Origin of the sequence: Candidatus Methylobacter oryzae (genome assembly GCF_003994235.2) — a bacterium.
Classification (GTDB): Bacteria; Pseudomonadota; Gammaproteobacteria; order Methylococcales; family Methylomonadaceae; genus Methylobacter_A; species Methylobacter_A oryzae.
Genome location: NZ_RYFG02000014.1, coordinates 12,098 through 27,482, shown reverse-complemented (window position 1 = coordinate 27,482; position 15,385 = coordinate 12,098). Strand labels below are relative to the sequence as shown.

At 55.2% G+C, this 15,385-nt stretch carries 11 protein-coding genes; 2 read left to right on the top strand and 9 right to left on the bottom strand.

Features of this window, described 5'->3' with window-relative positions:
* The first annotated feature begins 13 nt into the window (after positions 1-13).
* Positions 14-1,720, top strand: coding sequence for a methyl-accepting chemotaxis protein (locus tag EKO24_RS03005; RefSeq protein ID WP_143733153.1), 1,707 nt, complete (start codon positions 14-16; stop codon positions 1,718-1,720).
* 250 nt (positions 1,721-1,970) lie between these two features.
* On the top strand, positions 1,971-4,781 hold the full coding sequence (locus tag EKO24_RS03000) for a methyl-accepting chemotaxis protein (RefSeq protein WP_143733152.1): 2,811 nt from the start codon (positions 1,971-1,973) through the stop codon (positions 4,779-4,781).
* A gap of 40 nt (positions 4,782-4,821) precedes the next feature.
* Here EKO24_RS03000 and EKO24_RS02995 read toward each other — a convergent pair whose 3' ends face one another.
* The 9 genes from EKO24_RS02995 to EKO24_RS02950 form a co-directional block, all read right to left on the bottom strand.
* The gene (locus EKO24_RS02995; protein ID WP_241674375.1) at positions 4,822-6,144 is read right to left on the bottom strand and encodes a cobyrinic acid a,c-diamide synthase CobB; all 1,323 of its coding nucleotides are present in this window, start codon (positions 6,142-6,144) and stop codon (positions 4,822-4,824) included.
* Positions 6,145-6,146: 2 nt separating this feature from the next.
* Complete coding sequence (locus EKO24_RS02990; RefSeq protein WP_127030414.1) at positions 6,147-7,274, bottom strand: CobW family GTP-binding protein; 1,128 nt, start codon at positions 7,272-7,274, stop codon at positions 6,147-6,149.
* 139 nt (positions 7,275-7,413) lie between these two features.
* Positions 7,414-8,967, bottom strand: a complete 1,554-nt coding sequence (gene cobJ, locus EKO24_RS02985) for a precorrin-3B C(17)-methyltransferase (protein ID WP_127030415.1) — start codon at positions 8,965-8,967, stop codon at positions 7,414-7,416.
* Positions 8,968-9,306: 339 nt separating this feature from the next.
* Positions 9,307-10,077, bottom strand: a complete 771-nt coding sequence (locus EKO24_RS02975; RefSeq protein ID WP_127030417.1) for a cobalamin biosynthesis protein — start codon at positions 10,075-10,077, stop codon at positions 9,307-9,309.
* A gap of 81 nt (positions 10,078-10,158) precedes the next feature.
* A complete protein-coding gene (cobM, locus tag EKO24_RS02970) occupies positions 10,159-10,926 on the bottom strand; it encodes a precorrin-4 C(11)-methyltransferase (RefSeq protein WP_127030418.1) in 768 nt (255 codons plus the stop codon).
* Positions 10,927-11,032: 106 nt separating this feature from the next.
* The gene (cobI, locus tag EKO24_RS02965) at positions 11,033-11,767 is read right to left on the bottom strand and encodes a precorrin-2 C(20)-methyltransferase (protein ID WP_127030419.1); all 735 of its coding nucleotides are present in this window, start codon (positions 11,765-11,767) and stop codon (positions 11,033-11,035) included.
* Positions 11,768-11,900: 133 nt separating this feature from the next.
* Positions 11,901-13,028, bottom strand: a complete 1,128-nt coding sequence (gene cbiD, locus EKO24_RS02960) for a cobalt-precorrin-5B (C(1))-methyltransferase CbiD (RefSeq protein WP_127030420.1) — start codon at positions 13,026-13,028, stop codon at positions 11,901-11,903.
* A gap of 73 nt (positions 13,029-13,101) precedes the next feature.
* The gene (locus EKO24_RS02955) at positions 13,102-14,655 is read right to left on the bottom strand and encodes a precorrin-8X methylmutase (RefSeq protein ID WP_127030421.1); all 1,554 of its coding nucleotides are present in this window, start codon (positions 14,653-14,655) and stop codon (positions 13,102-13,104) included.
* A complete protein-coding gene (locus EKO24_RS02950; RefSeq protein WP_127030422.1) occupies positions 14,655-15,362 on the bottom strand; it encodes a cobalt-precorrin-7 (C(5))-methyltransferase in 708 nt (235 codons plus the stop codon). The genes EKO24_RS02955 and EKO24_RS02950 overlap by 1 nt, the downstream gene beginning before the upstream one ends.
* Positions 15,363-15,385: the final 23 nt, after the last annotated feature.

Sequence of the window (15,385 nt, the reverse complement as noted above, 5' to 3'; positions counted from 1 at the left end):
CAAGGATCATTTTATGAACATAAAAGACTTAAGCATAAAAACCAAGATATTAGCTGGCGCCTTGCTGTTGGTATTGATTACCTGCGGGTTTGGTATATTGTCGAAAATCTATATAGGCAAAGTCTCGGATGCGCTATTTGGCATCACTGACAACAACGGTAAAGCCGTCGAATACGCAACCGGTGTCGAGCGGATGGCGCTGGGAACGATCATGGAAGAAAAGAACTACCTGCTATTGGAAAAAGACGAAGTGCACCAACGCGCCGAGCAGAACGTTAAGGAATTGATGGGCTTTCTCGACAAAGTCGATGCCGTAGCTAAACAGTACAACAACACGCAATTGTTGGATCAGTCGAAAACGGCCCGCGAAGGGACATCGCAATACGCTGACAAGTACCGGGCCGGCGTGGCCGCGTTGAAGTCCAATAAGCAGTCCGTGGCGGACATGGTCGACAAAGGCAATGCCGTCGCCAATGCTGCGGACACTTTTCTGAAAAGGCAGGTGAATCTATATAGCGAAGCGATGAAAAAAGGCGTCAGCGGGCAGGAGCTGGATCAATACGTGCAACGTTACATTATTGCAACCAACATTTACGTCAAAGCGATGCAGATCATGCGCGCCGAGAAAGAAGAAGTGAATTACAAGGATCGTGTTGCCTGGAAGAAAATGGAAATTCTGTTGCCGGAACTGATGGGCCTGTATGACGATCTGCAAAAAATCACCACCGATGACGGCGGGCTTAAATTAATTAACGAAGCACGCAGTGCGACACGCGATTACACGCAATCCGCGAAAAGTTGGATAGATAACGACGACAAGCTAAAAATCATCTTGGCCGATATGGCGAGTCTAGGTCAAAACGTCATTAAGCAAGCCCAGGACGCGGAGGGAGCCGGCTATGCCCAATTAGGCACGGCGCGCACCGAAGCCGAGCAATTAGTTGGCGATGCCAACAAAATCATTATCGGCACCATTATTCTATCAATAGTGCTGGGTGTGATCATTGCGTTGTTCTTAGCATCGATGATCACCAAACCGATTATTCTCGGCGTTAAATTTGCCGAATCGTTATCGGAAGGGGATTTAACCGCGCGCATCGATATCGACCAGAAAGATGAAATCGGGGTTTTGGCCAGTGCTTTACAAACCATGCGCGACCAGCTCAGCAACGTTGTGCAGCAAGTGCGCAGAAATTCTGATGCCTTAGGCAGCTCCTCGCAGCAAATCAGCGCGACCGCGCAAGCGATCAGCCAAAGTGCGACCGAGCAAGCTTCAGGGGTCNTGGCGACTACAGCGGCGGAAGAAGCCGCCAATGGCGGGGAAGCCGTCAAACGCACGGTCGAGGCGATGAAGGAAATTGCCGATAAAATCGGCTTGATTGAAGACATCGCTTATAAAACCAACCTGTTATCGCTGAATGCGGCGATTGAGGCGGCCAGAGCCGGCGAGCACGGCAAAGGCTTTACCGTGGTANACCTGTTAGCGCAAATGGTGCCGAACATCCAGAAGACCGCGGATTTGGTCGAGGAAATCACCGCTTCTTCCGAAGAACAGGCGCAAGGCATTGGCCAAATCAGCGATGCGGTCGGGCAGCTGGATAAGGCGGCGCAACAGAATGCGTCAGGGTCGGAACAACTGGCCGCGACAGCGGAAGAGTTGAGCGGTCAAGCCATGCAACTGCAACAGGTAATGGCATTCTTTAAAGTCGATAGTCATTAATTTAATCGGGAGCTTACGGGCTAACTCAATTTCAATAACCACCAAACTTAAACAGACAGCCCGCATATTCGATCAATAAAATACAGACCACAAAGAACATGAAGTTCACGAAGAAAAACTAAGGTAAAATTTCGTGTCTTTTATGCATTCTTTGTGGTTTTTATGCATCAATACATATATAGGGATTTACGCCTCCAATCCCCAATAAAAGTTTTTAAATTATTTAGCTTCTATTCCAAAAAAACGCCCCATGAAAATTAATACGCCGATCACCAATGTTGAACATGCTCTGGCAGAGACTGACTCCATTGTTACTAAGACCGACCTAAAGGGGATAATTACTTATGCGAATGATGATTTTGTTCAGATTTCCGGATTTAGCCGGGAAGAACTGATCGGTTCGCCGCACAATATGATACGGCATCCGGATATGCCGGCAGCAGTGTTTGAGGACTTATGGAAAACGATGAAAGCAGGCAGCCCATGGACCGGAGTGATTAAGAACCGTTGCAAAAACGGCGATTTTTACTGGGTGCTGGCTAATGTGACGCCTTATTACGAAAACGATAAATTAGTGGGCTATATGTCGGTACGCAGCAAGCCCGGTCAAAAGCAAGTTACAGAAGCTGCTGAAGCTTACGAGAAATTTCGTGAAAGCAACGCCGGCAATTTAAAAATACGGGATGGAAAAATTGTCCGGAAAACACTGCTCGGGAGGCTTCCGTCATTAAAAAATATTAGCATCAAAGCCCGTTTATTGATGGTTATCGCTATCATGTCAGCTTTGCTGCTGGTTATAGGCAGTATGGGAATCTTGGGCATGAGCAAGGCCAGCGAGGGCTTGCGTAGCGTTCATGACGATCGCATGCTGCCCTCAAACCAAATTTTCCAGGTTCAAAAATTACTGCTGACTAACCGGTTGCGTATTACGGCCAGCCTGTTCAACTCGACTCCTGAATCGATTCAAAAAAATATCGTTGAAGTGGAAAAAAATATCGTAGACATCGCCAGTATTTGGGATGCATACACCAAAAGCTCGTTGAGTCCGGAAGAAAAAATTCTGGCGGATCAGGTTACTAATGATAAAAACCGCTTTGTAATGGAAGGTTTGCAGCCGGCTATTACCGCATTGCGCAATAATAATGCCGCTCTTGCGAGTACGATTATAGAAAACAAGGTTAACTCTCTTTACGAACCGGTCGGCGACGGGATTCAAAAGTTGTTGCAATTGCAGATAAGAATTGCCAAACAGGAGTTCGACGCAGGCGAATCTCGCTACTACAGTACCCGGATGATTGCCGGCATTTTAATCGCTTCAGGTATTTTGTTGGCGCTCTGGCTGACTCTTTCTTTGCTACGTTGCATTGTGAGCCCTCTCAATAGCGCTATTAGCCATTTCGGCCAAATCGCTCAAGGCAATTACAACGATATTATTGAAATCAAAGGCAAGAATGAAATTGGACAGGTACTAGCCGCCCTTAAGGCGATGCAAATCAAATTAGGTTTCGATGTGGCAGAAGCTAAACGCGTTGCCGATGAGAATCTTCGCGTTAAGATTGCGTTGGACAATGTCAGCACCAGCGTAATGATTGCCGACAGCAACCGCAATATTATTTATGCCAATAAGTCGGTGATTGATATGTTCAGTAAAGCAGAAGCGGATATCCGCAAGCTGTTACCGAATTTTGATGTTAACAATTTGATAGGCAGCAATATCGATACTTTCCATAAAAACCCTTCGCTTCAGGCACAGTTAATCTCTGATTTCACCAGTTCCAGCACTGCCAGTATCGAATTAGGCAATCGTTCTATGGTCGTCACGGCCAGTCCGGTAATCAACTCGCAAGGCAAACGCATGGGGGCGGTCGCCGAATGGTTGGACCGCACCGCTGAGGTCATGGTGGAAAAAGAAGTGGCCGTTATTTTAGTTGCCGCCGTTATGGGCGATTTTACTCAACGCATTGTCATGCAAGGCAAGACAGGTTTTTATCGCGAGTTGAGCGAATCCATCAACCAACTGATGCAAACCAGCGAAAGCGGCCTGAACGAAGCGGTACGCGTATTCAATGCTTTATCTCGTGGAAAACTGAACGAAAAAATTGTCAATCACTATACGGGTACCTTCGGGCAGCTTAAAGAGGATGCCAATTCCACTGTAGATGACCTGAACACGGTCATCGGCCAAATTCACGAAATCGCCGTTTCGATCCACACGGCGGCAAGAAACATTGCCTCCGGCAACATGTCGTTGTCCCATCGTACCGAAGTGCAAGCTTCCAGTTTGCAGCAAACGACAGCCAGCATGCAAAGACTGACTTCAACCGTGCATCAGAATAGCGATAACGCCAAACATGCCAGCGAGCTTGCTATTGGCGCTTCCGATACTGCCGGCAAAGGTGTTGTAGTCATTGGACAAGTTGTAAAAATGATGGAAGCGATCAATGAATCCTCGCGCAAAGTCGTTGAGATTATTGCCGTAATCGACAGCATCGCTTTCCAGACCAATATACTTGCGCTGAATGCCGCAGTCGAAGCGGCTCGCGCTGGAGAGCAGGGACGGGGTTTTGCTGTCGTCGCCGGAGAGGTGCGCAATCTTGCACAGCGCGCCGCCGCCGCCGCCGGGGAGATCAAAAACCTGATTGGCGATTCGGTTGAAAAGGTTGAAGACGGCAGCAAGCTGGTCACTCAAGCCGGAAAGACAATGGAAGACATCGTTAATTCTATTCGCGGTGTTACTGCAATTATGTCGCAGATAAGTGCCGCTTCCATGGAGCAAACGTCCGGTATTGAGCAAGTGAATCTGGCTATTTGCCAGATGGACGACGTCACCCAGCAAAATGCCGCCTTGGTAGAGCAGGCTTCAGCCGCTGCCGCATCCCTGGAAGAACAAACGCAACAGATGACGGTCGCGGTAGCGCATTTTAAAATGGAAAGCGATAACGACGAGGGTGATTTTTTAGAACTGGATAAAAAAGAAACTAAAGCGCATCGTGATCCAGTGGGGCATATCGTCAAACTGGATCCACACTCTGCAAATAGCGGTGGTTGGGAAGAGTTTTAACCCAACCCGCTTAAATAGGGACGTTATTTGAAGCCAGATCCTAAGGCAAAAACAATTGCGCCGCGGCAGCCGGATTTGAAGCGAAATAACAGTGCAGATAACTGGCTGTTAAGCGCTTTAGCCGATAAATAGCTTCCCCGGCTGAAGTGTTATGCAGGCGCTCGCCGAACGCGGCAGCGCCAAGCGGCGTTTCGATCAGCGAATGGTGGAAAGTATGGCCGCGCAATAAGCCGCCGGGCATCGGCGCGGATTGATAGCCCAAGCCTTTCAGCCGCGATTGCATTACCGCGCGGCCGGGTAACAGGCCGACCATTTCGCCGCGATTGCCGGCTTTATCTTCAAGCGATTCCAGCAAGTACAACATCCCCCCGCATTCGGCATAAACCGGTTTACCCAGCTGAAAATGCGTTTGCAGTGCCGACTTCATGCCCGCATTAGCCTGTAGCGTTTGCAAATGCAGTTCGGGGTAACCGCCGGGCAGGTAAATGCAGTCAACGTCGGGCAGTGCGGCATCCGCAAGCGGCGAAAAGAAAACCAGCGCCGCGCCCATCGCGCGCAGCAAATCCAGGTTGGCGGCATAAATAAACGAAAACGCGGTGTCGCGGGCAATGCCGATACGGACGCCAGACAACAATTGGAGCGGCGTTTGTTGTTTTGGCAATGCAAATGCCACCGCTTCCGGCAAATTCGCCAATTCGGTTGATGCGATTGCGCCGGCTGCGGCTGATATTCGCGGTTCCAGGTCCGATACTTCTTCAGCCTGAACCAGGCCCAAATGCCGTTCCGGCAACACGAACCGGCTGTCGCGCATGATGCCGCCGAAATAACGCAAGCCGGGCGGCATGCCTTGCACGATCATTTCGGCATGGCGCGGGCTGGCAACGTTATTGGCTAAAACGCCGGCGAACGGCAGTCCCGGCCGATAGTTGGCAAGTCCGTAGGCAATGGCTGCGAGCGTTTGGGCCGTGCCGGCCGCATTAATCACCGCCAGCACCGGCAGCGAAAACAGTTCGGCAATATCGGCGCAACACGGCTCGCCGTCGAACAAGCCCATCACGCCTTCGATCAAAATCAAATCGGCTTCTTGCGCGGCCTCGTATAATAAGCGGCGGCATTCGCTTTCGCCCATCATCCACAGGTCGATCTGGTGTACCGGCAAACCGCAAGCGCGTTCGAGTATCATCGGGTCGAGAAAATCGGGGCCGGATTTAAATACCCGGACTTTGCGGCCTTGCTCGACATGATAACGGGCCAGAGCAGCGGTAATTGTCGTTTTGCCGTGGTTGGAGCCGGGCGCGGTGATGAACAGGGCGGGGCAGAAAACTACGTTATCGCTTCCGGCACATCCTATATTGTTTTGCACACTCATTTCCAAGCAGTCCCGGCCAATTCCGACAACCGCGCCGCGACCGGCTGGCGGTTAAGGTGATAACCGATAAAAACCAATTCCGATCCCGTTGCTGAACGTTCACCGGCATCGGCAGTTATTACGACGCGTGTGCGCACGCCTTGCACCAGAACGGATTGATCGGGGTCGGCAAGTTGGATAAAACCTTTGCAGCGCAGCAAGGGTTCGGCTTTGGCGATTTCGACCAGCGCTTGCCGGATCGTTTCCGCGTCCTGGGCATCCCGGCTGCGCAATACGAACGACAGCCAGCCGGGATCTTGTTCGTGGAAATGTTTGTGCGTTGTCAATCCGTGGCTATGGTTGGCCAAGCCGGAATGGCTGTGGCCGTTTAAGCGCGTATGGCTGGCCAATGTCGGCGTATCGGCGCCGGGAGCCTGGATCAGCGTAAACTTGTGTCCATGCGGGCTGAACGCCGGCTGGTGCAGGCGCAAGCCTAATGCAAGACGAGTGTCCAGTTTGGCGTTGTAAGCCAGTTCCAAAAAACGCACGTTCGGCGCGCGGTCGCGGACCCGCTGTTCTGCGGCCAGCAACGCATCCTCATCCAAATCGTCAATTTTGTTCAACACGACGACGTCGGCATATCCAATTTGCTGCTCGAATAGCGCGGCGACCGAATCCTGGACCGCGGCGTGTGTGTTATCGGCCGGGTTGCGGTCGAACTGCTCGGACAGCAGCAACGGCGTATCGACCACGGCCAGCGTCGCATCCAGGATAAAATCCCCGGCCAGTTCCGGCGTTTGCAGTTGTTCCATGACCGCCGAAGGCAGCGCCAGCCCCGACGTTTCAATCAATACATGATCGACGTTGGCGCGGCGTTCGGCGATGGCGCGCATCGTCGGCAGGAAATGTTCGTCCTCGCCGTAGGCGATCAGGCCGTAAGGGAAATCGTGTATCCGCACATGTTGGTCGCTGCCGGAGCAATCGTTGATTAGTGCGCCGTCGATAGACACTTCGCCGAACTCGTTGATCAATATCGCCAGGCGGCGGGATTGCCGGTTCTTAATCAGGCTGCCGAGCAGCGTGGTCTTGCCGGAACCGAGAAAGCCGGTGACGATGGTGACGGGGATTAGTTGTTGATGCTCCATGATGACTTCTTGTTAAAAGAGATGAATATCACCACGAAGACACGAAGTTTTTATTTCTTCGTGCCCTCGGCAACCGCTCCCTGCGTTGCTCTACCTCCTGCATCCATGCAGTCGTTCGCGCCTTCGTGGTGAATTAAGGTTATAGCACCTGTAATTGCTGTAAGACTTCATCGAAAGTCGACGCAACGGCCGGATAATCCAGTTTCGGCCGGGCTATGACCAGCAACGGGATGCCCAGCGCTTCGGCCGCGGCCGCTTTGGCCTGGAAGCCGCCGGCATCGCCGGAATCCTTGGTCACCACGCAATCGATATTCCAATCCCGCCACAACGCGATGTTGAACGCTTCGGAAAACGGCCCTTGCATCGCGCAAATACGGCTGCGAGGCAGGCCCAGGTCGATCGCGCGCTGGATAAATTCCGGCTCCGGCGCCATCCGTGCGAACCAGTCGCGTTCGTTTGCTCCCTGCGCTGTTAAGAACGTCGCCAGGTTCTTGGAGCCGGTGCTCAGGAAAATGCGCCGGCCCAGCTTGATTGCCAGTTCGGCGGCTTGTTCGACGGAATCGGCATGATGCGCCTCACTCTGTTCGGCACATCCTATGGAACCGGGCCGTTCGAAGCGCAGGTAAGGGATGTCCAGGCTCTCCGACAAACCCATCAACTGCTCGGAAATCAGCTTTGCGTAAGGATGCGTCGCATCGACAATCGCCTTGGCACGGTGCCGGCTTAAGGCCTGTTTTTGCGCTTCGACACCTTGGTGGCCGGCCCAAACCGACACGCCGGCGCAATGCCGGGCCGCGATTTCGCCGCCGTATTCGGTCGCGGCCGATACCACAACAGGATAGCCTTGTTGCGTCAGTTCGTTAGCGAGCGCGTTGCCATCGCTGGTGCCGGAAAAGACCCACAGCGCATTTTCCGGTAAATCGTCGGCGGCCGGACGCTCGTCGCCTTTCCAACTGTTGTAACCGCGCGGCGTGAAAATAAAACCGCGTTTGCGCTGGGTGAAGCGGTTGCCGATCACAATCGTGGTCAGCATGTCGAATTGCAGCGTCGGCAGCTCGTCCAGATGATGAATGCTGACTTTCTGCCCCGGCCGGTAAGCGTTGTGTATCACGCCGCACAAGGTCTTCGGCGATTTCGACTCCAGCATGATATTCAGGATGCGGTATACACCTTGCTGGCGGCCGGCGCTTTGCACGTTATACAGCACGCAGGCGAGGTCGGCCTGGGCGATATGGCGGCCGCGCTGTTCTATCCAGTCCCATGGGCACAGCAGGTCGGACAGGCTCAGAGTCGCAAAGTCGTGCGACAGCGGCGAACCCAGCAGCGAGGCGCAGGCGTTTGCCGAGGTGATGCCGGGGATCACGTTGACGTCGTAATCGTCGTCTTCGCGCATCTCCTCGAACGCCAGCGCGGCCATGGCGTAAATGCCGATGTCGCCACTGGAAATCAGCGCGACTTTAGCGCCGCTACGGGCTTTTTCGATGGCCAGCAGCGCGCGTTCGCGTTCCTGCGTCAGCGGCGGCGTGTGGATTTCCTTACCGGTAATCCACGGTTCTATCCAGCGCAAATACAGCTCGTAAGCGACGATCACGTCGCTGTCTCGTAATGCCGTTTCGGCGCGCGGGACGATCAGGTCGCTATAACCCGGACCGACCGACACTAAATTCAATACACCTTTTACCGTTTTATCCATATTTTGTTTTTATTTAATAGTTGCACCACGAAGACACGAAGGGCGCGAAGTTTTATTTACGCTGGTCCCCAAGCTCCAGTTTGGGAACCCAGTTTCGAAAGCTCTCGGTAACTGCTCCTGCGTTACTCTACCTCCTGCATCCATGCAGTCGTAGCTTTCAGTGTTTCGGGAAGCTGGAGCTTCCAGGACGGCATTCCCAAGCTGGAGCTTGGGAACGAGCAATATAAAATGTAGGCCGGAATACCCATAGGGCACAAGTAAGCCCGCCCGGCGTCAGCCAGGGAGGCGTTTCCGGTAGCCGGAGCTGACCAGCCGCCTTTTATAGAAGAGGCTTGGAATCTAAACATGCCATCCCATATCTTCAACCACCGCCACGGCCACGCCGTTCAAAGCCGTTTTCGGCACGATTAACTTGCCGCGCGGGTTCGCAATTAGGGCGCAAGGTTCGCAAACACCCGGCAAGCCGACGATTTGTTGCACCCAATCCGACGCTTTCGTGACCCAAGGTCGCGCCGCTACCGCCGAGCTCGCCAATACCCGTAGCGGCAAATCATTCTGTTCGCAGAACGCCAGCAAGCCCGGCTCATCGGCTTTCAGGTCGATAGTCGCCATCTCGCGCACTTCGTTCAATTGCCGCTCGCTCAACGCCAGTTTCACGGCGGCGGTGATTTGTTCGACTGATGCGCCTTTGCGACAGCCTATGCCGACGACCAGCGGTTTCAGTGCTTCGGTCGCCGTCGTGACGATCGGCATCGCGCCGGTCACGTTGGCGACGCGGTAAGCCAAGCGGTTAGCGCCGCCTTCGTGGCCGGCCAGCAGCGATACCGCAAAGCGTCCGGCTTCGTCCAGTACGACGACGGCCGGATCGCTGTGTTTATCCTGCGGCAGGCCGTCCAGGAAGCGCACCGCGATGCCGCTGGCGGCAATCACGATCCATTGCGGATGCCGGCGATAAGCTTCCGCAAACTGCTGTTTCTGAGCGACCGGTTGTTCGTCCTTGATTAACCAGGGACGATAAATCGCGCCGCCAAGCCGCTGTTGCAGCACCAACGCCAAAGCTTCGCTGTCCGGCCGCACCAGCCAGATTCCGCAATCATGCTGATCCAACATCTAAATAACCCATAGAAATTGTCCACGAAAAACACGAAAGTTCGACCACAAGATTTTCGTGTCTTTCGTGCTTTTCGTGGACTATGCTTTTTTCTTCACCACCCGGAAAATATGCGAGAAATCCTTCGAATACAAACTCGATTCGGTTTGCTCGCCGCGCCCCAAAGCCTCGCCGACCAGCAGCATCGTGGTCAGGTTCCAATCGCTGCTTTTAATCTCGTCCAGCATCGTGCCCAAGGTTCCCTGATAAGACCGTTGTTCCGGCCAAGTCGCCCGGTACACCAAAGCGACCGGAGTATCGTCCGGATAATGTTTTTTCAAGTCGGCAACGATTTTCTTCAAATGCGGCCCGGACAGGAAAATGCACATCGTTGCCTGATGCCCGGCCAGCTTGTCGATTGACTCCAGTTCCGGCACTGCCGAAGCGCGGCCGGAAACCCGGGTCAGGATTACCGTTTGCGAAACTTCCGGCTTGGTCAGTTCGGCTTTGATTTCGGCGGCCGCCGACGTGAACGAGGATACGCCCGGTACGATTTCATACTCTATGCCCAACGCTTCCAGCCGGCGCATTTGCTCGGCGGTGGCTCCGTAAATCGCGGGGTCGCCGGAGTGCAGCCGGGCCACGTCGTGTCCTGCTTGTTGCGCGCGGCGGTAACAGGCTTCCTGCTGGTCCAGGTCGAGCTTGGCGGTGTCGATCAACTCGGTGCCGGGTTTGCAATGTTGTAGCATGTCGGTAGCAACCAGCGAGCCTGCGTACAGCACCATGTCGACCCGGCCGAGGATGTTCGCGCCGCGCAACGTAATCAGGTCGGCAGCGCCGGGGCCGGCGCCGATAAAGTAAACTTTCATTTTAAAACCTCTGTTTGTCCACGAAAGGCACGAAAAGAACGAAAATTTCGCCCGATGATTTTTCGTGTCTTTCGTGCTTTTCGTAGATGAAATAATTTTGCCGGATTCATGCGTGTCGTTTTTCGGTTGGCGTTTTACGGATCAATAACGTGGCGAGATAGCCCATAGCTTCGGTCGCGCATAAATCGCTGACATCATCGGCCAGCATTTCGTCGGCCAAGCCGATGCGGCGGGCGAATGCGCAATGTTCGGCGATGCCCATATCGCGCAGCAGCGCCAGCACCCACGGCAGGCGCACGCCGATTTTCATCAGTATCACAATGTCGTGCGTTTCGATGTCTTGGCGTAGCGCCTCGGCGTCTTCGGGGCAGGGCAGGATCAGCGTGCGCTCCTTGCCGACGCCCAACGGCCAACCTATTGCCGCGGCCGCGGATGCGTAGCTGGTGATGCCGGGAAACGTGCGCTGCGGCAAGCCGGGCAGATACTCGCGCAATGCGGCCAGGATATAGCCGTAAGTCGAATAAGTCAGGCTGTCGCCGATAGTCAGGTAGGCGACGTTAAAGCCTTCGCGCAAATCGGCAGCTATAGTTTGCGCCAGTTGCGCGTAATGCTCGCTGAGCACGGAGCGGTCCGGGTCCATGTTGAATTCGATTTCGCGTATCCGGCTTGGATCGATGTCTATGCCCGCCAGGCATTGCAGCGCGACCGACGAGTCCGCCGTGCGGGCGCGGGGCGCATAGACGATGTCGGCTTGCTGCAATGCCTCGACTGCGGCCAGCGGAATGTAACCCGCCGGGCCGGGGCCTACGCCTATGCCCCAGAAGGTGCCTAATGAAGTCATGTTGTTTCTCTTTAAACTTGTGTTGTTATACACATCTTGAAATAGTATTTGGCATTGCTACTTAGTTGACAGTCCGTCAAGTCAGACCTTCCAGGTTTTTAAAACCTGGAAGGTCTAAAAACCGCGCTGATTTTCACGCCGCTCCCAAGCCATCCCCTTGCAAGTTAAACAACCGCACTTTAACCTTTCGCGCATTAGGGACTCGCGCTTGAGCAAGTTCGGCAATGCGCTGTTCAATATTCGTCCATAAAGCGCGGCCGTTCGGCTGATTCTTCAATATCTCCGTTGCCGCTTCGACGGTATTTGCTTGTTCCAGCGCCCGCACCATACTGTTATCGAAATCAAGCTCTGCCGCGACCCGAGCGACAGCATCCATTGCCATGCCGCTTTTGCCCGAGTGCGTATCCCATACGCCGTCCAGCACTTTTGCCAATTTGCCCGGATGGCCCAATAGCCATAATACGTCCAGCTCGCGTTGCTGTTCTGCCAACGCCTGTTGGGTAAAGTCCAGCGCATCGCCGAGAAAATTGGCGATTTGCACAGAGCGATGTTCCGGCAGCTCCAGCGTTTCTTTAGCATAAACACGGCCGATCTTGCCCGGCAATAGCGCGATGCAATCGGTGTCATCGCCCAGCGCGACGCGGATATACACTTCGATCGACGCAATCCACGACGCCTGCGACAGCGGCTCGACGATGCCGGACGTGCCCAGTATCGAAATGCCGCCGACTATGCCCAACTTCGGATTGAACGTTTTTTTTGCAATCGTTTCGCCGCCGATACACCCGATGATCAGGTCGTAGCCTTCGTCGTTATCCGTTACGTCCAGCACCGCCAACCGCATCATCGCGCGCGGCGTTGGATTAATTGCCGGCTCGCCTACCGGTACGCGCAGGCCCGGTTGGGTCGCGGTGCCGACGCCTTCGCCGGAGAAAAAGCGCAGCCGGCCTTGGCCGTTTTTGCGCACTTCGGCGAAAATCGTCGCGCCGTGCGTGTTGTCCGGATCGTCGCCGCCGTCTTTAAGCACTTCGGCTCGGGCTGTTTGCTCATCCATTTTGTAGCAATGCTGAATCGGCACAGTCAGGTAATGCTCGCCGTCCGGCAGCACGATTTGCACCTGGGCTCGGCGCTCGCCGTACAGCAACAAATACAGCGCGGCTTTAACCGCCGCCGTCGCGCAACTGCCGGTCGTGCGGCCGCGCCGCAAGCCGTTCGGCGCCGGAATGCTAAGGTCGAATTCTTTAAGCCTGCTTGGGTTCATGCTGTTCGGGCAATTTCCGTAGGGTACGCAGTGCGTACCTTATTTGGCTTGGGAGCCAGCAGAACAAGATTCTTCAAACGCCGTCCGAACCATATTCCGCAAGCCGGTTGACCGCATCGATCATCAAGCCGTTAACGACGGTAGCAGCCCACGGCGAGCCGCCGCGCGTGCCGCTGTTGGTGATGCGCGGCACTTGCAGGCAGCGTTTCAGTTCGGCTTTGGACTCGCAAGTGCCGACAAAACCGACCGGTAAGCCGACCACCAATTGCGGCCGCCAGCCGTGTTCGCGAATCAAGCGCACCGCTTCGATAATCGCGGTCGGCGCGTCGCCTATCGCCAGCACGATGTCGTTGCCGAATTTTTCGAACGCGCGGCGGATGCCGGCGGCGGAACGGGTGATGTTTTGCGTTTGCGCCATCAGCACCGTTTCGCGGTCGTGCACGCCGCACCAGGTTTCGACGCCCAACTGTTCCAGCAGTTGCCGTTTCAGGCCGGTTTGCACCATGGTCACGTCGGTGACCACACGTTTGCAGCGCATCAGCGCGCGGATGCCGGTTTCGACCGCGCCGGGCGAAAAATAAATATCGTCGACCGCATTAAAATCGCCGCTGGTATGCACCAGGCGTTGCAGCACGGTCAGGTGTTCTTTCGGGAACGCCGACCAGTCGCGGCCGGCGGCGATGATGCGGAAACTTTCGGCTTCTATCGGGTGCGGCACGTAAGGCGCGAATTCGGCTTCGGCCTCGACAGTTTTTTCGCTTCCGCCGCGCACCTGCAAATGATGCGGCTTTTGCGGTTCGCCGACTTGCTGTTCGAAGCCGACGATTTGTACGCGGTATTTGCACAGCGAGCAATTCATCTCCGCCCGGCCTTCGACGGCTTCCTGCGCACGGGCCAGCAACGCATCTGCGACGTTCGGATGCACGCCGAGGTAACCGGCTTTTAACACTTCAAGTTCCGGCTCGCGTTGCTGCAACGCATCGGCCGCATCGTAAATGCGCTTGACCAGGATGCCGTCGAACAGGAAAAACGGCACCACGATCAGCCGCGCGTAGCCGAGTTTTGCCGCCGCGCGCAGGCCGTCGGCGATCAGCGGTTTGGCGGTGCCGGAATAGCAGACGTAAGAGCCGCCAAAGCCCATGCCTTCCTCGATCATGCGCGCGAATTTCGACACTTCGCCGTTCGCGTCGGGGTCGGTCGTGCCGCGTCCGACCAGCACCAGGCAGGTGTCGGCGCGACGCACGGTTTGGCTAGACGTAGCTTCGGCCTCGACGATGCGCAGCTGGACCAGTTGCAGCAACAACGGATGCAAACCCAGCGGCGCGCCGAAGTAAAAATCGGTGTCGGCATGTTCGCGCGCGGCGGTTAGCAGTTCGCTGGGCAGGTCGTTTTTCGCGTGCGTCGCCGCCAGCAGGATGCCGGGCGCCATGACGATTTGTTTCGCGCCGGCCTGCAATTGTCGGTTAATGGCTTCGTCGATGGTCGGCGTCGCAAATTCCAGGTAGCCGTGGCTGACGAAGTGTTGCGGCGCGCGTTGCTTGACCAGTTCGACCAATTGCTCGAATTCGCGTATGCCGTCGGCGTCGCGGCTGCCGTGGCCGGCGATGACTATGCCGTAATTCTGCATCAGCTTGCCGCTCCCGGCGGTTCGATCTGACTGGACATCGGGCTTAACGTGCGGATCAGCATGATGCTCATGTCGCTGAATTCCTGGCTTGCGCAATCGGATAGCGTGCCGTGCCATTCGGCTTCCGAGCGGGTTAGGTTTTCCCAAACTTCGGTCGGATGTTCCGGCGGTATGCCTTGTTCCAGCAAATACGCCGCGATGTGGCGCGGCATGAACGAACGCGCTTCGTCCCACGGGCAGGGGATTACGATCGCGTTGCGCCAGTCTTGCAGCACATGCACCAGATGGCGCTTGAACGGTTCCAGGTCGCCGCGGCGGTGCAGGGTAATAAACGTCGTTTCATCGAAACAAACCTTGGCGCGCGACGCCAGGATTTGCGCCGACGAGATGCCGGGCAGGGTTTCGACCGGATGGCCGCAGGCGCGCTCGACCCGTTCCAGGTATTGGAAGCCGCTGAAATGAATGTCGCCCATGAACACGACGACGCAGTTTTTGTCGGCATGGTGCGCGGCCGCGACTTCGGCCAGACGTTCGGTTTGGTCGCGGTAATTCATCGTGACGACTTGCGCGGTTCCGGGAATCAGGCTTTGCACGACGTTAACGACCGCATCGAACCCGGCCACGACGTCGGCGTTGCGGATCAGCTCCGCGCCGCGTTGGGTCAGGTAAGCGACATCGCCGGGGCCGGCGCCTATGCAGATAATCATAGCAACCCTCTGATAATCTCTAA

What these genes read in the sequence shown, in the direction of transcription:
- EKO24_RS03000 (WP_143733152.1), top strand. Translation starts at nt 1,971, where the DNA reads ATGAAAATTAATACGCCGATCACCAATGTTGAACATGCTCTGGCAGAG.
- EKO24_RS02990 (WP_127030414.1), bottom strand. Translation starts at nt 7,274, where the DNA reads ATGGAGCATCAACAACTAATCCCCGTCACCATCGTCACCGGCTTTCTC.
- cobJ (WP_127030415.1), bottom strand. Translation starts at nt 8,967, where the DNA reads ATGGATAAAACGGTAAAAGGTGTATTGAATTTAGTGTCGGTCGGTCCG.
- EKO24_RS02975 (WP_127030417.1), bottom strand. Translation starts at nt 10,077, where the DNA reads ATGTTGGATCAGCATGATTGCGGAATCTGGCTGGTGCGGCCGGACAGC.
- cobM (WP_127030418.1), bottom strand. Translation starts at nt 10,926, where the DNA reads ATGAAAGTTTACTTTATCGGCGCCGGCCCCGGCGCTGCCGACCTGATT.
- cobI (WP_127030419.1), bottom strand. Translation starts at nt 11,767, where the DNA reads ATGACTTCATTAGGCACCTTCTGGGGCATAGGCGTAGGCCCCGGCCCG.
- cbiD (WP_127030420.1), bottom strand. Translation starts at nt 13,028, where the DNA reads ATGAACCCAAGCAGGCTTAAAGAATTCGACCTTAGCATTCCGGCGCCG.
- EKO24_RS02955 (WP_127030421.1), bottom strand. Translation starts at nt 14,655, where the DNA reads ATGCAGAATTACGGCATAGTCATCGCCGGCCACGGCAGCCGCGACGCC.
- EKO24_RS02950 (WP_127030422.1), bottom strand. Translation starts at nt 15,362, where the DNA reads ATGATTATCTGCATAGGCGCCGGCCCCGGCGATGTCGCTTACCTGACC.